15 protein-coding genes, 1 pseudogene and 1 riboswitch are annotated in these 17,932 nt (G+C 71.8%); of the genes and pseudogenes, 6 read left to right on the top strand and 10 right to left on the bottom strand.

Annotation, left to right across the window (positions count from 1 at the left end; all coding sequences use genetic code 11):
- Window positions 1-822, top strand: an 822-nt coding sequence (locus GSF22_RS16315; RefSeq protein ID WP_208814441.1) for a hypothetical protein, incomplete at its 5' end; no start/stop codon positions are given.
- Window positions 822-1,781 (top strand): serine hydrolase, encoded by a 960-nt coding sequence (locus tag GSF22_RS16310; RefSeq protein ID WP_208814440.1) that lies wholly within the window; start codon window positions 822-824, stop codon window positions 1,779-1,781. The genes GSF22_RS16315 and GSF22_RS16310, both read left to right, overlap by 1 nt.
- Window positions 1,782-1,841: 60 nt before the next feature.
- Here GSF22_RS16310 and GSF22_RS16305 read toward each other — a convergent pair whose 3' ends face one another.
- The 3 genes from GSF22_RS16305 to GSF22_RS16295 are packed head-to-tail and all read right to left on the bottom strand — an operon-like array spanning window position 1,842 to window position 4,667.
- Window positions 1,842-2,693, bottom strand: coding sequence for a menaquinone biosynthetic enzyme MqnA/MqnD family protein (locus tag GSF22_RS16305; protein WP_208814439.1), 852 nt, complete (start codon window positions 2,691-2,693; stop codon window positions 1,842-1,844).
- Window positions 2,694-2,726: 33 nt separating this feature from the next.
- A complete protein-coding gene (locus GSF22_RS16300; protein ID WP_208814438.1) occupies window positions 2,727-4,031 on the bottom strand; it encodes an MFS transporter in 1,305 nt (434 codons plus the stop codon).
- Window positions 4,032-4,079: 48 nt separating this feature from the next.
- A complete protein-coding gene (locus GSF22_RS16295; RefSeq protein WP_208814437.1) occupies window positions 4,080-4,667 on the bottom strand; it encodes an ArsR/SmtB family transcription factor in 588 nt (195 codons plus the stop codon).
- 186 nt (window positions 4,668-4,853) lie between these two features.
- Between GSF22_RS16295 and GSF22_RS16290 the strand changes: the two genes are divergently transcribed.
- Window positions 4,854-6,995 carry a HelD family protein gene (locus GSF22_RS16290; protein ID WP_208814436.1) on the top strand — a complete coding sequence of 714 codons (2,142 nt, stop codon included), beginning with the start codon at window positions 4,854-4,856 and terminating at the stop codon, window positions 6,993-6,995.
- A 276-nt stretch (window positions 6,996-7,271) separates the two neighbouring features.
- Window positions 7,272-8,045: a VOC family protein gene (locus GSF22_RS16285; protein ID WP_208814435.1), complete on the top strand. Its 774-nt coding sequence runs from the start codon at window positions 7,272-7,274 to the stop codon at window positions 8,043-8,045.
- A gap of 56 nt (window positions 8,046-8,101) precedes the next feature.
- Here GSF22_RS16285 and GSF22_RS16280 read toward each other — a convergent pair whose 3' ends face one another.
- The 4 genes and pseudogenes from GSF22_RS16280 to GSF22_RS16265 all read right to left on the bottom strand — a co-directional run.
- Complete coding sequence (locus GSF22_RS16280; RefSeq protein ID WP_208814434.1) at window positions 8,102-8,953, bottom strand: ABC transporter ATP-binding protein; 852 nt, start codon at window positions 8,951-8,953, stop codon at window positions 8,102-8,104.
- Window positions 8,950-10,038 carry a FecCD family ABC transporter permease gene (locus GSF22_RS16275; RefSeq protein ID WP_208814433.1) on the bottom strand — a complete coding sequence of 363 codons (1,089 nt, stop codon included), beginning with the start codon at window positions 10,036-10,038 and terminating at the stop codon, window positions 8,950-8,952. Before GSF22_RS16275 ends, GSF22_RS16280 begins: the two co-directional genes overlap by 4 nt.
- A gap of 56 nt (window positions 10,039-10,094) precedes the next feature.
- On the bottom strand, window positions 10,095-11,030 hold the full coding sequence (locus GSF22_RS16270; protein ID WP_208814432.1) for an ABC transporter substrate-binding protein: 936 nt from the start codon (window positions 11,028-11,030) through the stop codon (window positions 10,095-10,097).
- A 116-nt stretch (window positions 11,031-11,146) separates the two neighbouring features.
- A riboswitch (cobalamin riboswitch) is annotated at window positions 11,147-11,224 on the bottom strand.
- A 111-nt stretch (window positions 11,225-11,335) separates the two neighbouring features.
- Window positions 11,336-12,649, bottom strand: a pseudogene (locus GSF22_RS16265) (M14 family metallopeptidase); the annotation flags it as partial.
- Window positions 12,650-12,858: 209 nt separating this feature from the next.
- Here GSF22_RS16265 and GSF22_RS16260 point away from each other — a divergent pair.
- Window positions 12,859-14,208 carry a C39 family peptidase gene (locus tag GSF22_RS16260; protein ID WP_208814430.1) on the top strand — a complete coding sequence of 450 codons (1,350 nt, stop codon included), beginning with the start codon at window positions 12,859-12,861 and terminating at the stop codon, window positions 14,206-14,208.
- Window positions 14,209-14,389: 181 nt separating this feature from the next.
- Here the strand turns inward: GSF22_RS16260 and GSF22_RS16255 are convergent, their stop codons facing one another.
- From GSF22_RS16255 to mqnE, 3 genes are all read right to left on the bottom strand, one after another.
- Window positions 14,390-14,671, bottom strand: a complete 282-nt coding sequence (locus tag GSF22_RS16255) for a DUF4229 domain-containing protein (protein ID WP_208814429.1) — start codon at window positions 14,669-14,671, stop codon at window positions 14,390-14,392.
- Between the two features lie 61 nt (window positions 14,672-14,732).
- Complete coding sequence (locus GSF22_RS16250) at window positions 14,733-15,155, bottom strand: hypothetical protein (protein WP_208814428.1); 423 nt, start codon at window positions 15,153-15,155, stop codon at window positions 14,733-14,735.
- A 58-nt stretch (window positions 15,156-15,213) separates the two neighbouring features.
- Window positions 15,214-16,383 carry an aminofutalosine synthase MqnE gene (gene mqnE / locus GSF22_RS16245; protein WP_208814427.1) on the bottom strand — a complete coding sequence of 390 codons (1,170 nt, stop codon included), beginning with the start codon at window positions 16,381-16,383 and terminating at the stop codon, window positions 15,214-15,216.
- A 323-nt stretch (window positions 16,384-16,706) separates the two neighbouring features.
- Between mqnE and GSF22_RS16240 the strand changes: the two genes are divergently transcribed.
- Window positions 16,707-17,932 (top strand): C40 family peptidase (locus GSF22_RS16240; RefSeq protein WP_208814426.1); only part of this gene is annotated, 1,226 nt, incomplete at its 3' end.

The raw sequence follows: 17,932 nt of genomic DNA, 5'->3' as shown, positions 1-17,932 counted from the left end.
GAGCCCACCGTCCCGCCCAAGCCGACCCTGGCCGCCGCGCCGGTCTCGGTGGCGTTCGCCGGCTCCCACCTGACCTGGGCGCTGATGGACCGCAAGACCGGGGAGATCTCCGGGTCGAAGAACATGACCACCACCAACTCGACCGAGTCGATGATCAAGGTCTGGATCGTCGCGGACTACCTGCGCCGGCTCGGCGACAAACCGCTCGCCGCCGAACGGAAGAAGCAGGCCAGCACCGCGATCCGGGACAGCAACGACGACTCCGCCTCCGCGCTCTACAACGCGGGCGGCAAGACCGCCGTCACCAAGCGCATGATCGACATGTGCGGGCTCACCGAGACCCGGATCAGCACCAGGACGGGGTACGTCGGGTGGTGGAGCTTCACCGAGATGTCCGCCCGGGACGCGGTGCGGCTGGGTGACTGCGTCGCCGACGGTACGGCCGCCGGCCCGACCTGGACCGAGTGGGTGCTCGACGAGATGAGCAAGGTCCGGGGTACCACCGCCGCCAGGGACCAGCAACTCAAGCAGGGCGGCGGTCGTTGGGGAATTGTCGACGGACTGCCCGACGCGATCGAGAAACAGGGGCGGGTCAGCATCAAGAACGGCTGGACCCCGCTCTACTACGACAACAACTGGCACGTGAACTGCCTCGCGGTGGCCGACGGTTGGTCGCTCGCGGTGATGATGCGCTACCCGATCAGCCGGGGCCTCGACTACGGCGCGAAGGTCTGCGCCAGCGTCACCGCCCAACTGGTCACCCCGCAGCCGGGCGCCGCACTCAAGGTGCCGCAACCTCTGACCACGAAGGCGAAGCTCTGATGGCTGGTAACCGCCGGGCACCCCGGCCGGACGGCAAGGAAGCGTCCCCGCTGCGGCTGGTGATCATCTCCGCGGTCCTGCTGGTACTGGTGCTGACCGCGCTGCGCTTCCTGCCCGGCTCCCCCTTCGAGTCGACCGCCGCCGCCCGGTGGGGCGCCCCGGCCCCGGTCGACGGGCGTACCGCCACGGCTGCCCAGGCACCCAGCCGGGGGCAGCGGCCCGCGCCGTCCCCGACGCCCAGCCCCAGTCTGGAGCCGTTGCCGCTCAAGGCCACCGAGGTGGACCTGGACCTGGCCGGCTGGTGGAGCTGGAGCCTGCTCGACACCCGCACCGGCGAGATCGCCGGCTCGGCGAACATGGACGAGACCAGCACCACCGCGTCGCTGATCAAGTCCTGGATCGTCGCCGACTGGCTGCGGCGTACCGACGAGGCCGGCGACAAGCCCAGCGAGGCGAAACTCGCCGACGCCACGCTGATCATCCGGGACAGCGACAACACCCGGACCGAACGCCTCTACACCCAGATGGGGCGGGCCGCCTCGATCAAGCGCCTGCTGTCGATCTGCAAGCTGACCGACAGCAGGGTCGCCACCGACGGCGGCTGGAGCCGTACCCAGCTCTCCCCCCGGGACACCGCCCGGCTCGGGGCCTGCATCGCCGACGGCCGCGCCGCCGGCCCGCAGTGGACCGACTGGCTGCTCAACGAGATGCGGCTGGTCCGGGGCACCGGCGACTTCGGCATCCGCAAGGCGTTCCCCGCTGCGGAGCAGAAGCAGATCGCGATCAAGAACGGCTGGGTCGACCGGACGAAGGAGCAGGAGATCCACGTCAACTGCCTCGCCATCGGTGACGGCTGGACGATGGGCGTGATGCTCCGCTACCCGATCGGGCGCGGCTACGAGTACGGCATGCAGAACTGCGAGAAGATCACCGAGGAACTGATCCGCGCAGCGGCCTGAGCCTGTCGGGCGGCCCGGCGGTGCGGAAGGCGGTACGGAAGGCGGTAGGGAAGAACGCCGTCAGCCGGTGAAGAAGGCCGGGCCGTCGGCGGGCAGCGCGGGGGCCGCACCGGCCACCGCCGCCCGCGCGGCGAACTCCCGCAGGCCGGCGACCTGACGCTCGCCGAGGGAGAAGTCCAGCGCCCGGAAGTACGACGCCAGGGTCGCCGCGTCGAACGGCTCCCAGCGGGCCGCCGCCTCGGCGACCTGGTCCAGCTCGGCCAGGCAGAGGTCCCGGGAACGCAGGAACGCCTCGTGCACCTCCTTCACCACGCCCGGATGGGCGGCGGCGAACTCCCGGCGTACCGCCCAGACGGCGAAGACCATCGGCAGCCCGGTCCACTCCCGCCACGCCTGCCCGAGGTCGGTCACGGTCAGCCCCCGGTTGGGCGCCTCGTGCAGGGCACGCAGCGCCACGTCGCCGATCAGCACCCCGGCGTCGGCCTCCAGCAGCATCTGGGTCAGGTCCGGTGGGCACCGGAAGTACTCCGGGTGCACCCCGTGGCGCTCGCCGAGCAGCAGTTGGGCGAGGAGCACGCCGGTCCGCGAGGTGGAGCCGAGGGCGACCTTGGCACCGTCCAGCTCGTCCAGCGGCCGGGTGGAGACGATGTTCACCGAGAGCACCGGACCGTCGCTGCCGACCGCCAGATCCGGCAGGAGCAGCAGTTCGTCGGCGTGGCGCAGGTACTCGACCTGGGAGATCGGGCCGATGTCGAGATCACCGGCGACCAGGGCGGCGTTGAGCCGGTCCGGGGAGTCCTTGTGCAGCTCGACGTCGATCAGCGCACCGGAGCGCATCAGCCCCCAGTAGATCGGCAGGCAGTTCAGGAACTGGATGTGCCCCACCCGGGGTCGTCCGATGCGCTCAGTCACCACCCGACGGTATCCGGCGCGCTCCCGGACGGCTCAGCGAGCCGGCACCGGAGTGGCCAACCCCGCACCGACGGCCGGCCCACGGGTGAGCCGTTCCCGGCGGACGACCCGGCTGACCGGTACCCAGAGCGCCAGGACCACCAGCAGCCCGGCCAACCCGGCGGCGGCGATCAGCGGGCGGGGGGCGAAGAACTCCAGGAGCACCCCGCCGATCAGGAAGCCGATCATCGAGGCGCCCTGGACGGCCGCGCCCAGGGCGGCGAAGGCCCGGCCCCGGGCCGCCTCGGGGACCCGCCGGGCGAGTACCACGTTGCTGAACACGTTGTCCCCGCCGTTGCACAGCCCACCGATCAGCCAGAGCGGTACGAGCAGGTGGGCGTGGGGCACGGCGGCCCCGGCCAGCACCATCAGGCAGCAGCCGCCGAGCAGGGCGAGGGCCGCCCGGACCAGGGCGCCGTCGTCGGCGAAGCGGTGGGTGAGCCGCGCGAAGAGCCAGGCACCGGGGAGCACGCCGGCCGTCCAGGCCGCGGTCACGATGCCGTACGTGGTGGTGGAGCTGCCGAGCGTCTCCCGGATGAAAAACACCTCCACCGGGGTCATCGCCATCACCGCCGCCAGTGCGCCGGCCATCGCGGCGACCATGCCGAGCAGCAGCGGGTCGTGCCGCAGCCGCCAGGCTGACCGGGTGGTCGGTGCCGGGTCCGGGTCGGAGCCGACGGTCACCGGCCGGGCGACGGCGGTGCCGGACGACCGGGCGCCGCCCCGACGGGTACGCAACAGCAGACCGGCCACCACCAGCGCCAGGTAACTGGCCGCGTCCAGCAGCAGCGGTGGGCGTACCCCGAACTGGCCGACCAGTACCCCGGCCAGGGCCGGTCCGGCGAGCGCGCCGAGCGTGCCGGCGGTCTGGTTCAGCGCGCTGGCCCGGGGCAGGTCGGCGGTCCGCACCATGGCCGGTACCAGCGCGGCCAGGGTCGGCTGGGTGACCGCGAGACCGCAGGCCAGCAGGGTGACCAGGCCGATGATCAGTACCGGGTGCCCGGCGTACGCCAGCGCGGCGCAGGTGGCGGCCTGGGCCACCCCCGCGCCGACGAGCAGGGTGCGGCTGTCCACGCGGTCGGCGAGCCGGCCGGTCAGCGGGGCGAGTACGACCAACGGCACGGTGGCGGCGAGCAGCAGCCCGGAGACGGCCAGCCCACCGGCCCCGGCCGACTGGAGAGCCAGGGCGAGGGCCGTGGCGGCGAGGAAGTCGCCGCAGGTGGAGACGCCCCGAGCGGCGGCGGCCAGCCAGACGTCGGACCACCGTGAGCAGGAGGGACCGTCAGTTGTGAAGGACATACTTCGAAAATATTCCTTCACAACTTCCGGCGCAACCCCGCCTGCCGCTCAGTCCAGGGGCACCACCCGGTACTGCACGCCCACCCGACGCGCCCCCGGGGGCGGATCGGCGGCCCGATTCCGGTGCCGGTACGGCTCCACCAGCCGTTCGAACTCGGCATTCAGCCGGGCCTGCTCCTCGGCGGTGACCAGCAGCATCGAGTTGTTGAAGACGGCGACCTCGTACCACTCCCTCGGCTCGTCCCCGGCCCGGCGCAGCCAGTCCCGGGCCCGGGCCGCGTCCCGCGCGTTGTGCGCCTCGATCAGCGCCTGCTCGGCGGCACGCGCCTCCGGTCCGGCCGACTGCCCGGCATCCACGAGGAAGGAGGGATTGCGCGTGCGCCACAACCGTTCCCGGGCGTCCCCACGCCCCGGAGCCTCCTCGACCAGCCCGAACTTCGCCAGGGCCCGCAGGTGGTAGCTGGTCGCGCTGGGCGACAGACCGGCCACCTCGGCGCACTCGGTCGCCGAAGCCCCCCGTCCGCCCAGGAAGCTGAGATGTTCCACGATCGCCAGCCGGGCCGGATGGGCCAGCGCCCGCATCACCTGCGGGTCGCTGATCGTCACCCGGCGCTGCTCGGGTTGCGCCTCGGTCATGGCTCCCATCATCTCCGCCCGCCGGGATGCCGGTTAATCGATCGCCCGGCCCGGCCGGGTCACGTAGGATCGAACGTCGCGCGCGAGCAGGCGCGCCTCTTCCACCGGGCACAGCCGGCACCGCGTCGACGGAGCGCCGGGCGGCCCAGGTCAACCGATCCAGAATCGCACCGAGAGGTCGCTCGGATGACCCTTGCCACCGACCAGCAGTCCACCGACCAGCAGTCCACCGACCAACAGTCCACCGACCAACAGTCCGCCGGCCAGCAGTCCGCCAGCGGGCCGAACGTCGACCCGCAGCCCGCCCAAGACCCCGGGCTCGACGAGCAGCTCGCCGCCGAACGCGCGCACCTGGACGGCTCCCGTACCGCCCTGCGCCGGATGCGGGAACGCGCCGAGGCCCTCTTCGCCACCGGTGCGCAGGTCGCCGGTGACCCGTTCGCGGCGGAGACCCTCGGTCGCACCCTCTCCCGTCGGGTCGCCGAACTGGCCGACGACCCCACCACCCCGCTCTTCTTCGGCCGGCTCGACTTCGGTCAGGCCGACCCGGACCACGCCGGTCGCCGGTACCACATCGGCCGACGGCACGTCACCGACGAGATCGGGGAGCCGCTCGTACTGGACTGGCGGGCCCCGGTCTCCCGCTCGTTCTACCGGGCGAGCGTGCGTGACCCGCAGGGCGTCGCCACCCGGCGCCGGTTCGGCTTCGCCAACGGCGTACTCACCAGTTTCGAGGACGAACACCTCGACCGGGGTGAGGAACTGGGCACGACCAGCCGGATCCTGACCGCCGAAATCGAACGGCCCCGCGTCGGACCGATGCGCGACATCGTCGCCACCATCCAACCCGAGCAGGACGAACTGGTCCGGGCCGAACTCGCCGAGTCGATCTGCGTGCAGGGCGCCCCGGGCACCGGGAAGACGGCGGTGGGGCTGCACCGCGCCGCGTACCTGCTCTACCTGCACCGGGAACGGCTACGCCGGTCGGGCGTACTGATCATCGGGCCGAACCGCGCCTTCCTGTCGTACATCGCGGCCGTCCTGCCGGCCCTCGGTGAGGTCGAGGTCGAGCAGAGCACCGTCGAGGACCTGGTGGCCCGGGTGCCGGTCCGCGCGGTGGACGACCCGGCCACCGCCGCGCTCAAGCACGACCCGCGCCTCGCCGAGGTGCTCTGCCGGGCCCTGTGGGGGTACGTCCGCAAGCCCGAGGAACCGATCGTCCTCTCCGACGGGTCGTTCCGCTGGCGGATCGGGGCGGACGCGCTGCGCCGGGTGGTCGACGAGGCCCGGCGTGAAGGGTTGCCCTACGGCACCGGTCGGGAACGGGTCCGGGCCCGGGTCGTCGGGCTGCTGCAACAGCAGGTCGAGGCCCGGCGGGCCGAGTCACCGAGCGACACCTGGCTACGCCGGACCGGCCGTAGCCGTCCGGTGGCCGGGTTCCTCGACGAGGTCTGGCCGGCGGTCACCCCGGAGGGCCTGCTGCACAGCCTGTTCAGCGACCCGGCGCTGCTCGCCGACGCGGCCGGTGACCTGCTCACCGCCGAGGAGCAGGCGCTGCTGCTCTGGGCGAAACCGGCCCGTACCCCGAAGGCGACGAAGTGGACGGCCGCCGACGCGGTCCTCATCGACGAGGCGGCCGGGCTGGTCGAACGGCCGGCCAGCTTCGGGCACGTGGTGGTCGACGAGGCGCAGGACCTCTCCCCGATGCAGTGCCGGGCCATCGCCCGGCGCAGCGAGCACGGTTCGATCACCCTCCTCGGGGACCTGGCGCAGGGCACCGCGCCGTGGGCCGCCCGGGACTGGCGGGACTCCCTGGCCCACCTCGGCAAGCCGGACGCCGCCGTGGTCCCGCTGACCGTCGGGTTCCGGGTACCCGCCGCCGTGGTGGCCTTCGCGAACCGGCTGCTGCCCGCACTCGCGGTGGACGTACCGCCGGCCGAGTCGCTGCGCCGCGACGGTGCGCTGGACATCCGTACCGTGACCGAGCTGACCGCCGCGACGGTCGCCGAGGTACGCGCGGCGCTCGCGCACGACGGCTCGATCGCGGTGATCGCCGCCGACGACGCGGTGGACGGGCTCCGCGCGGCACTGACCGACGCCGGGATCACCACCGCGACCGTCGACGACGTCGAGGCCGGGGCACGGGTCACCGTCGTACCGGCCACCCTGGTCAAGGGGCTGGAGTACGACCATGTCATCGTCGCCGAGCCGGCGGCGATCGTGGCCGCCGAGCCACGCGGCCTGCACCGGCTCTACGTGGTGCTGACCCGGGCGGTGTCCCGGCTCGCCGTGCTGCACCGCGACCCGCTGCCCGACCCGCTCACCTGAACCCGACCTGCCCCGGCCCGACGTGACCGCCCAACCGCCCGGTCAGCCGAGCAGGTCCGACCGTCCCAGGGCACCTGTTCGGCCGGTCGCCGACGACCAGCGTCCCGCCGCGCCGCTGCCCTGCGCTGCGCCCTCGTTTGGCACGAGTGTTAACAAGGGGCCCTTGTACAACGGAAAGCGTTAACAAGGGGCCCTTCCTTACGATTCGGCAGCGTACGACCGCTGGCGGTGCCAGGATCGACGGAGCGAGCGGAGAGCGGCGGGCGGAGGTGGACGGTGAGCACCGTGGAAGCGGGTACGCCCTGCTGGGCGGACCTGGCCACCGGGGACCTCGACGCCGCCACGCGGTTCTACCCGGAACTGTTCGGCTGGACCGGTCAGGTGTCACCCGAACCGGAGTCCGGCGGTTACACGATCTTCCAGCGGAACGGCCTCGCGGTGGCCGGAGCCGGGCCGCCGGCCACCCCCGGTCAGCCGGCCATCTGGTCGACGTACATCGCCACCGACGACGCCGACTCGGCGGCCGGCCGGGTGGAGGCGGCCGGCGGGCAGGTCATCGTCGACCCGTTCGACGTCGGTGAGCAGGGCCGGATGGCGGTCTTCGCCGACCCGGCCGGTGCCGCGTTCTCGGTGTGGCAACCCCGGGCGATGCGCGGCGCCGAGCTGTTCAACGAGCCGGGGGCGTTGAGCTGGACCGAGCTGACCACCCCGGACCCGGCCGGCGCGAAGGAGTTCTACGCGCTGGTCTTCGGCTGGCAGGCCGAGGACGAGCCGATGGGCCCGGTCACCTACACGGGTTGGCGGCTCGGCGACCGGATCATCGCCGGGATGATGCCGGCGCTGGACGAGCACTGGCCGCCGAACCTGCCCGCCTACTGGGGGGTGTACTTCGCGGTCGCCGACTGCGACGCGACCGCCGCCCGGGCCGCCGAGCTGGGCGGCATCATCATGGTGCCGCCCCGGGACGTCCCGATGGGCCGGTACGCCGTGCTGAACGACCCGCAGGGCGCCGCCTTCTCGGTGGTCGCCCTCGCCGCCGCCCTCGCCTGAGCGCCACGCCCCGGTGTGGCCGTCACCGCCTGACGGGTACCACGATCGGGCCGTGTTCACCGCCGGACGGGTACCACGATCGGGCCGTGTTCGCCGTCGACGACCCGTACCCGGGCCCGGTAGTGGGTGGCGAGCAGGTCCTCGGTGAGCACCTCCCGGGGTTTCCCGGCGGCGACCACCTTCCCCCCGGCGAGCAGGACCAGCCGGTCGGCGTACTCGCCGGCCACCGAGAGGTCGTGCATGGTGGCCAGCACGGTCAGCCCGGCATCGGCCCGGAGCTGGTCGACCAGTTCCAGCACCTCCTGCTGGTGGCCGATGTCCAGCGCGCTGGTCGGCTCGTCGAGCAGCAGCAGCGTGGCGCCCTGGGCGAGCGCGCGGGCCAGGAAGACCCGCTGGCGTTCCCCGCCGGAGAGGGTGGCCAGTTCCCGGCCGGCGAACCGGGCCAGGTCCAGCCGGTCCAGGACGTCGTGCACGACCGCCAGGTCGGCGGCCGACTCCCGGCCGAGCGCCGGGATGAACGGGGTCCGGCCGAGCAGCACGTAGTCCAGTACCGCCATCCCGGGCGGTACGACCGGTGACTGCGCCACGGTGGCGACCACCCGGGCCCGCTCCCGGCGGCGCAGCCGGTCGATCGGCGTCCCGTACAGCCGGACCGGGCCGGTCGGCGTCCCGGGCACCCGGACCGGGCCGGTCGACGTTCCGCGCAACCGGACCGGGCCGCTCGACGGGAGCAGCCCGCCGACGACCCGTAGCAGAGTGGACTTCCCGGCGCCGTTGGGTCCGATGACCGTCACCCACTCGCCGGGTGCGACGGTCAGGTCCACGCCGGCCAGGATCGGTGCCCCGCCGAGGCGTACCCACAGGTCACGAACCTCGACGGCGGGGACGGTCGGCGTCGGCCCGGTCACGTCAGCACCCGTTTCGCGCTGCGCAGCACCAGCACGAAGAACGGCGCCCCGAAGAAGGCGGTGACCACGCCGATCGGGATCTCGGCAGGCGCGGCTGCGGTACGGGCCACCACGTCGGTCAGGGTCAGGAACGCCCCGCCGAAGAGCATGGCCAGCGGCAGGATCGACCGGTAGCTCGATCCGGCGAGCAGTCGTACCGCGTGCGGCACGATGATCCCGACGAAACCGATCAGCCCGGACACCGAGACCGCTGCGGCGGTACCGAGGGAGGCGGCGGCGACCAGCAGCAGCCGGGACCGCTGCGGGTGCAGCCCGAGGCTGGCCGCCTCCTGGTCGCCGACGGAGAGCACGTCGAGTTCCCGGCGGTGCAGCAGGACCACGACCGCCGTCAGGGCCGCGTACGGCAGCACCAGCAGCACGTCGTGCCAGCCGGCGGTGGCCAGCCGGCCGAGCAGCCAGGAGTAGACCTGCTGGATGCTCTCCGCGTCCTGCTGCAACAGGTACGTCTGACCGGCGGCGAGGAAGGCCGAGACCGCCACCCCGGCCAGGATCAGGGTGGCCGGGGACCGGTCCCGGCCACCGGCCGCGCCGAGCAGGTACGTCATCAGCACCGCGCCGGTCGCGCCGACGAACGCGGCCAGCGGGACGGTCACCGGCAGACCGGCGAGCGGGTCGCCGTCCCCGCCGGCGGGGCGCAGCACGATCACCACGGTGACCGCCAGGCCGGCGCCGGCCGCCACCCCGAGCAGGTGCGGGTCGGCCAGCGGGTTACGGAACACCCCCTGGTAGCAGCCGCCGGCCAGGGCGAGCAGCCCACCGACGAGCAGGCCGAGTACCGCCCGGGGCAGCCGCAGCTCGGTCACGATGGCGATCTCCCGCTCGGTGAGGCCGCTGTCCAGCCGCACCCCGGGGATCAGGTTGAGCAGTTCGACGGCAACGCTGCCCGGCGGGAGGCTCACCGGGCCGAAAGCCACCCCGGCGACCAGGGCGACCAGGACGGCGAGGATCCCGCCGGCCAGCCAGCCGGGCCGCAGCCCGGCCGGCCGCCCCGGTAAGGAAGGGCCCCTTCTTATCGTTTTCTGCATAGGAAGGGCCCCTTGTTAACAGGTGGAGTGCGTACCGGTGCTCGCCGGGACGACCGTCACGCGGGCACCTTGGCGGTGGCGTCCACGATGGCCCGGAGCAGGTCGACGACGCGCGGGCCCCAGCGCGAGGCGACGTTGTCGTCGAGCGGTACGACCTGGTTGTTCTTCACCGCGGTGAGGCCGGCCCAGCTGGCGCGGGCCTTGACCGTCTCCGGGCTCTGCTGGCAGCACTTCGTGTCGGAGAGGAAGACGAAGTCGGGGTCTGCCTTGATCAGGGCTTCCTGGGAGAGCTGCGGGTACCCGCCCTTGCTGCCGTCCGCGTCGGCCGGGTCGGCGATGTTCTGCAGACCGGCCAGGGCGTAGACCGACCCGATGAAGGTCTTGCTGGTGGCGGTGTACAGCTCCGGACCCAGCTCGTGGAAGTAGGTCAGCGGCTCGGCCCGCTTGGGCAGGTCCGCGACGAGCTTGGCGATGTCGTCCCGCATCCGCTTGGTGACGTCGGCCGCCTCGGTGCCGTGCCCGGTGAGCTGGCCCAGCTCGGTGAGCTGCCGGTACGAGTCGTCCAGCGTCTTGGCCGCCGGCGCCTGGTACACCGGGATCTTCAGCGTGGTGAGCTGCTCCACGATCTTGTTCATGTCGTTGGAGAGCACGACCAGGTCGGGGTTCTTCGCGGCGATCGCCTCGGCGTTGGGCTGGAACGCGGACAGTTCGCTCTTCGGCGCCTCGGCCGGGTAGTCCGAGTTGTCGTCGGCTGCGGTGACCTGCTTGCCGGCACCGATGGCGAAGAGCATCTCGGTGGCGGTGGGCGAGAGCGACACGATCCGCTCGGGACGCTTCTCCAGGGTCAGCGTGCCGACGGTGACCGGGAAGGCGGCCGCCGTGCCGGACGGGGCGGCCGGGGTCTCGGCGGTCTTGTCGGCGCAGGCACCGAGGGCGAGGGCGGTCGCGGTGGCGAGCGCCACGGCGAGCAGGCGAGGGGTACGTCTGGACATCGGTCCTCCTGTCGGTCGAGGATCTGGTGCTTCGCCGACAGGGGCCGTTGACGTCTGCGCCCCGCCTGCGAGGCGCCCTTCCTCGAGAGCGCGGTTCGCGACCGCTCCGCAGGCGACCTGGCTCACCCCACGCCGACCCGGAGGGGCTCGGACGGGGTATCACAGTTGCGGGACAGCGCCGGTTTCCCACCGGCTTCGCTGCGGGGCGGTCGCTAGCACCGTAGCGCACGTCCGAGCAGGGGGAATGGGGCCCCGTGGGGGTGGCCGGGGCCCCATTCGGCTACCGGTACCGACCGTCAGGCGGCGCAGTACTGGGTCTGCTTGCCGATCACCCGGTACGGGCAGTCGGCGTACTCGCTGAGCAACAGGACCGCGTCCTTGTTGCGCGAGGTCTGGGCGGGGATCACCTCGTCGGGCGGGTAGAACCCGCCACCGAGCGACGAGCCGGGGTACATCTCGAAGGTGTACGCCCAGATCTTGTGGGTGGCCCACATCCAGTCGATGCTGCTGCCGTCGGTGATGTAGAGGTCCGACGACTGCTGCGGGGTGTACCCGTTGGTCGACGCCATCTGCTGGCCCAGGGTGGCGAAGGTGTTGTACTGGTCGGCGGTCATGCCGGTGGCGGTGTTGCTGTAGGTGTAGCCGAACGGCCAGAGCACCAGCTGCGAGTAGGTGTGGAAGTCGATGTTGGCCTTGATCTGCTGGACCCCACCGACCACCCGGCTGTTGACGAAGTTCCGCAGCGCCGCGGTCTCCGGCGCGCTGAACGCCGACGGGCCACGGTAGGTGTCCGAGGACGGCGAGCCGGACGAACCGCCGCAGCAGCCCCAGTTGTAGGACCAGTTGCGGTTCAGGTCGGTGCCGACGTACGTCGAACCGCTGTTCGGCTGCCGGTTCTTCCGCCACGAGCGGTAGGAGCCGGTGGCGATGTCGTACTCGCTGCCGTCCGGGTTGACGGTCGGGATGATCCAGATCTCCCGGCTGTTCACCGCGTTGGTGACCCGCGAGTCGGTGCCGTAGCTGTCGGTGAAGAGGTTCATCAGGTAGATGGCCATCTCGACCGTCAGGTGCTCCCGCGCGTGCTGCTGGGAGTTGAACAGGATCTCCGGCTCCGCCTCGTCGGTGGCGACGTTGTCGGAGATCTTGATCGCCATCAGGTCCCGGCCCTGGTACGACGTACCAATGCTGATCTTGCGGGCGATGGACGGGTGGTCCGCGACGACCTTGTTCGCGACGGCGGTCAGTTCCGCGTAGTCGTGGTAGTTGGAGTCGGCCGACGGGAAGCCGTTGATCCCGACCTCGGGCGCCTGCGGCAGTGCGGCGATCGCCTCCAGTTGGAAGCCGAGGCGGGTGATCGCCTTCGCCTCGGCCCTGGTCGCCGAGACGTGCAGCACACCGTGCTCGGAGTAGTCGATGGCCGCACCGGTACCGGCGACGGCGGTGCGGTCCGCGACGGTGCGCGGTCCGATCACCCGGTACGGCACGGCGGCCGACTCGTCGGACCGCTTCGGGCCGGGTTCCGCCGATACCGGACCGGCCGTCGTCGCGAAGAGCCCCATCACGACGGCGATCGCGAGCACGATGCCGTGGCGTGGGGTGAGGGACGAACGGATGGGCATGCCCACCTCCTGGGAGTGCGGAAGATCCGCTGCGTGGATCTTCAACTCCACCACCCAACACATGGTCATATCAATATCGATCACTATAAATTCCATGCCAGGTGGACCATCGCTCCGGCAAAGATTTTCTGTCAGATCACCTCTGGCGAAACTTCCCGACGGAAGGGATAGTGACGCCAGACGATCCCCCGAGTACCTGCGGAGCCCCCATGGCCAGACCCCGCCTGCACGCGGTCGCCCTCGCCGGCGCCACCGCGCTCGCCCTCCTCGGCACCACCGTCACCCCGGCGACCGCTGGCCGCCCCCACCCGACACCCGTCACCACCCACGACGAGCAGATCGCCTACCAGGACTTCGCCGGCAACACCGACTGGCAGACCGGTACCCGCGCCGGCACGGTCACCACCGCCGACCCGCGCGGCGGCCTCACCCTGGGCACCCCGCTCGGCACCACGTCCTACCGGGACCCGCACACCGGCACCCGGCGCACCTGGGAGTACGGCACCTGGACCTCGCCGGTCACTCCGGTCGGCTTCGACGCCAGCGAGCTGATCGCCTCGTGGAACGCCGACACCCCGGCCGGCACCTGGATCCAGGTCGACCTGCGGGGCACCTACACCGACGGCCGGCAGACCCCCTGGTACGTACTGTCCCGGTGGGCCTCCGGTGACGGCGACATCCGGCGGACCAGCGTCGACAAGCAGGGCGACAAGGTGTCCAGCGTCTGGACCGACACCTTCGCCATCAACGACGTCACCGCCGGGGTGCTGCTCCGGGCGTACCAGCTCCGGCTGACCCTGCACCGGGCGCCCGGCCAGCAGGCCGCACCGGTGGTCCGGATGGTCGGCGCGATGGCCTCGTTCGTCCCCGACCGGTACACGGTGACCCCCAGTGCCGGCGGGATCGCCTGGGGCCGGGAACTGGCCGTACCCCGCTACTCGCAGAACATCCACAGCGGCCACTACCCGGAGTACGACGGCGGCGGCCAGGCCTGGTGCTCACCGACCTCCACGGAGATGGTCGTCGAGTACTGGGGACGCCGGCCGTCCGCCCAGGACACCTCCTGGGTCGACCCGACCTACCCGGACCCGACCGTCAACCACGCGGCCCGGATGGTCTACGACTACCAGTACGACGGCGCCGGGAACTGGCCGTTCAACACCGCGTACGCCGCCTCGTTCCCCGGGCTGGAGGCCAGGGTCACCCGGCTGCACTCGCTGGACGAACTGGAGCACTTCATCGCCGCCGGCATCCCGGTGGTGACCAGCCAGTCGTTCCTCGCCAGCGAACTGGACGGCGCCAACTACGGCACCGCCGGCCACCTGTTCGTGGTGGTCGGGTTCACCGCCGAGGGGGACGTGATCGTCAACGACCCCGCCTCGTCCAGCAACGACGTGGTCCGCAACGTATACCAGCGGGAACAGTTCGAGCAGATCTGGCTGCGGACCAAGCGCACCACGGCCAGCGGCGGCGTCGGCAGCGGGCCGGGTGGGGTGGTCTACCTGATCAAGCCGTACGACGTGGCCTGGCCGGTGGTGGCCGGCTCGACCAACTGGTGATCTTTCCCGGTCACCGCTGAACCCGGTGGGCCCGGCTCCGGTCAACGGCGACCGGAGCCGGGCCCACCGTCGTCGGCCGGACGCCGACCTCGTCACCGCAGCCGACCCTCGCCCGCGCAGCCGACCCCTCGCCGGCGCAGCCGGTCAGCGGGTGCCGGTCGGCCCGCTCCCGCGCAGCCGGTCAGCGGGTGCCGGTCGGTCCGTTCCCGTCGGTCTGCTCGTCGTCACCGGCCAGCGCGGCCCGCAGCCGTTCCTTCTCGGTCCGGCGCCGCTCGGCGGCCCCCGCCATCTCCTCGGCCATCTCGTCCCGCCAGCCCCGCAACAGGAAGAACGAGGCGGCGGCGGAGAACACCAACGCCAGCATGATCTTGAGGAAGAAGTTCAGGTCCACCGGCAGGAGTGCCAGGAACACCACCACGAACAGGCCGATCCGGCCCAGCGTGTACTTCACCGCGGCACTCACGTCGTCTCTCCGTTCCCGCTCAGCAGCGGCTCCCGTTCCGCGCCGGCCATCGGGCCCCGGGTCAACCCGTCCGGCGGGCCAGCCACCGGACGCCGTGGAACCAGATCAGCGCGTACAGCATCGTGCAGGTCGTCGCGGCGAGCGCACCCGAGGCCAGCCCCGGCAGGCCCTCGGCGAGCCCGGCCACGAGCAGCCCACCGGTCAGCCCGACCGCAGCGGCCACCAGCGCGGCGACCACCCGGGCCGCCCCGAACGACCAGGCCCGGAACTCCTCCAGGAACAACCAGCCCGGCAGGATCAGCGCCAGCCATCCGTTGGCCCGACCGAACTCCCCCGCACCGAGGGCGGCCAGCACCGCGTCGAACAGCACGAGCGCCAGCACCCCGGTGACCAGACCGGCCAGGCTGATCCCGAGCAGGTCGCCCAGCACCCGGATCCGCCCCTCGGCGTCCCGCCGTGGGTACCCGCTCCGCACCTCGCTCATGACGTCACGAGCCTACGTGAGCGGCCCGGACCCGCCACGCCACCCCGACCGGCACGCCTCAGGCCCAGACCTGCTGCGGCTCGGCCCGACGCTCGGCGAGCGGGGGCGCGGCGTCGTACTCGCGGACCACGTTGTAGCGGGTGTCCCGCTCCACCGGGCGGAACCCGGCGTCCCAGATCAGGTGCAGCAGGTCGTCGCGGTGCATCGTGTTCGGCGTGCCGTACGAGTCGGCGTCGTGGGTGATCTTGTATTCGACCACCGAGCCGTCCAGGTCGTCCACGCCGAAGTTGAGCGAGAGCTGCGCCACGGACAGGCCGTGCATCACCCAGAAGCACTTGACGTGCGGCACGTTGTCGAAGAGCAGCCGGGAGACCGCGAAGGTCTTCAGCGACTCGGCCGGCGACGCCATCGTGGTCCGCGCCTGGATCCGGTTACGGATCTTGCCGTCCGCCGAGTCGACGAAGTCGTGCTGGTAGCGCAGCGGGATGAAGACCGTGAAACCGCCGGTCTCGTCCTGGAGTTCGCGCAGCCGCAGCACGTGGTCGACCCGGTGCCGGGGCTCCTCGATGTGCCCGTAGAGCATCGTCGACGGGGTACGCAGCCCCTTCGAGTGGGCCAGCCGGTGGATCCGCGACCAGTCCTCCCAGTGGCAGGCGTGGTCGACGATGTGCTGGCGTACCTCCCAGTCGAAGATCTCCGCCCCACCACCGGTGAGCGACTCCAGGCCGGCATCGATCAGTTCGTCGAGGATCTCGTCGGCGGAGAGCCCACTGATCTTCTCGAACCACTGCACCTCGGTCGCGGTGAACGCCTTGAGCTTGACCGTCGGCAGGGCGGCCTTCAGCTCGCGGAGCACCTTCGGGTAGTACCGCCAGGGCAGCGTCGGGTGCAGGCCGTTGACGATGTGCAGCTCGGTGAGCTGCTCGTCCTGCATCTCCTTGGCCTTGCGGACCGCCTCCTCGATGCGCATCGTGTACGCGTCCTTCTCGCCCGGCTTGCGCTGGAACGAGCAGTACGCGCAGGACGCCGAGCAGACGTTGGTCAGGTTGAGGTGCCGGTTGACGTTGAACATCACCCGGTCGCCGTTCAGCTCGGTACGCCGGTGGTGGGCCAGCCGGCCCAGCCACGACAGGTCGTCGCTGGCGTAGAGGGCGATCCCGTCCTCCCGGGTCAGCCGCTCCCCGGCGTAGACCTTCGCTTCGAGCTCACGCTTGAGTCCGGCGTCCATCTCCAGGCACGTCCCTTCCACTGCGATCCGTCACCGAGACTACGTGGCGGGATCCGGTACCGGCACGGCACGGCCACCGGGCAGCGACGTACTTCACCGAACACCCGTTCCGCCCGCCCGGCCCAACATCCGGCTGCCCTCCCGGCCCTACTTCCGGGCAATGATCTTCACCCAACTCTCAGGCTCCCGTTACCCGAGCAGGCGTCGACATCGTGAAGATATTGAGGTAAGACAAAGTAGGACGTGACTCACCATGGCCACCGACCGATCCAGCCGCGCCGCGACCGGGCGCGGCTGCACCACGTGGAACGGGGAACAGATCCATGACCGTGAGCAGCAGGTTCCGGACCCGACGACGTAACCCGGTGGTTTCCCCGGTACTGCGCCCCATGGTCTGGTCCGCCCTGCTGGGCGCCGCCGTCGCGGCTGCGCTGGCCACCCCCGTGTACGCGGACCCGCCGCTGCCGAACAGCGTCCCCGACACCGGTTCCCGGCCGGTCGTCGCCGGGGCGCTCCAGCTTCCCGGCGCCCCCGGGCTGCCCGGTTCCGTCCCGCCCGGCGCTCCGCTGCCGAACCTCGTCTCCGGCCCGCTGGCGGCGCAGATCTACGCGGCCGAGTCCCAGGTCGCGATCCTCGGTGACGAGCTGCTCAAACTGCGCCAGACGTTGACCGACGCGACCGCCCAGCGCGACACGGCGGACCGGGACCTGAAGGCCGCCCAGGCCGAACTGGAGCGGGCCCAGCGGGCCGCCGACACGGCAGCCGCCGAGGCACTCAAGGTCGCTGCGGCCCTGCCGCCCGGCCAGTTCGGTTCGGACCTGCACGGCCTCGGCATCCTCAGCCGGATCGAGCGGGGCCAGGTGTCCGACGCGGACACCACCGCCCCCGCCCGGGAGGCGGCCCGGGCCCGCGCCGCCGTGCAGTTCGCCGGTCAGTCGCTGGCCACCGCGCAGGCCCGGGTCGACGACGTGACCCGCCAGTTCGGTGAGAAGGAGAAGGCGTACCAGACGGCGGAGGCCAAGCTCCGCAAGCTGCGCGACGACAACAAGGCGCAGCTCATCGAGTTGGAGAAGCAGCAGGAGGCCGCCGAGCAGCGGCTCGGCGAGCAGTACCTCTCCAACGGCAGCATCAACGGCCTGGCCGCCCACCCCCGGGCCATGGCCGCGGTGCGGTACGCGCTGGCCCAGCTCGGTGACCCGTACCTCTGGGCGGCCGAGGGGCCGGACCGGTTCGACTGCTCCGGCCTGGTCTGGGCGGCGTACCGGTCGAAGGGCGCCGACTACTTCGACCTGCCCCGGGTCTCCCGGGACCAGTACTACGCCACCCGGCACCGTTCGGTGAGCCGGTCCGCCCTGCTCCCGGGCGACCTGATCTTCTTCGCCTCGGGGAACAACTGGCAGAGCATCCACCACATGGGGATGTACATCGGCGGCGGCAAGATGGTGCACGCGCCGACCACCGGGGACGTGGTGAAGGTCTCCACGGTGCGGTGGTCCCGCTTCTACGCCGCCACCCGGATCTTCGGCGCGGTACCGGCCCCGACCACTCC

It is taken from the genome of Micromonospora echinofusca, from assembly GCF_017614955.1.
GTDB classification, from domain to species: domain Bacteria; phylum Actinomycetota; class Actinomycetes; order Mycobacteriales; family Micromonosporaceae; genus Micromonospora; species Micromonospora echinofusca_A.
The sequence above is the reverse complement of the archived record's forward strand: the minus strand, read 5'-3'. Positions and strand labels throughout refer to the sequence as shown.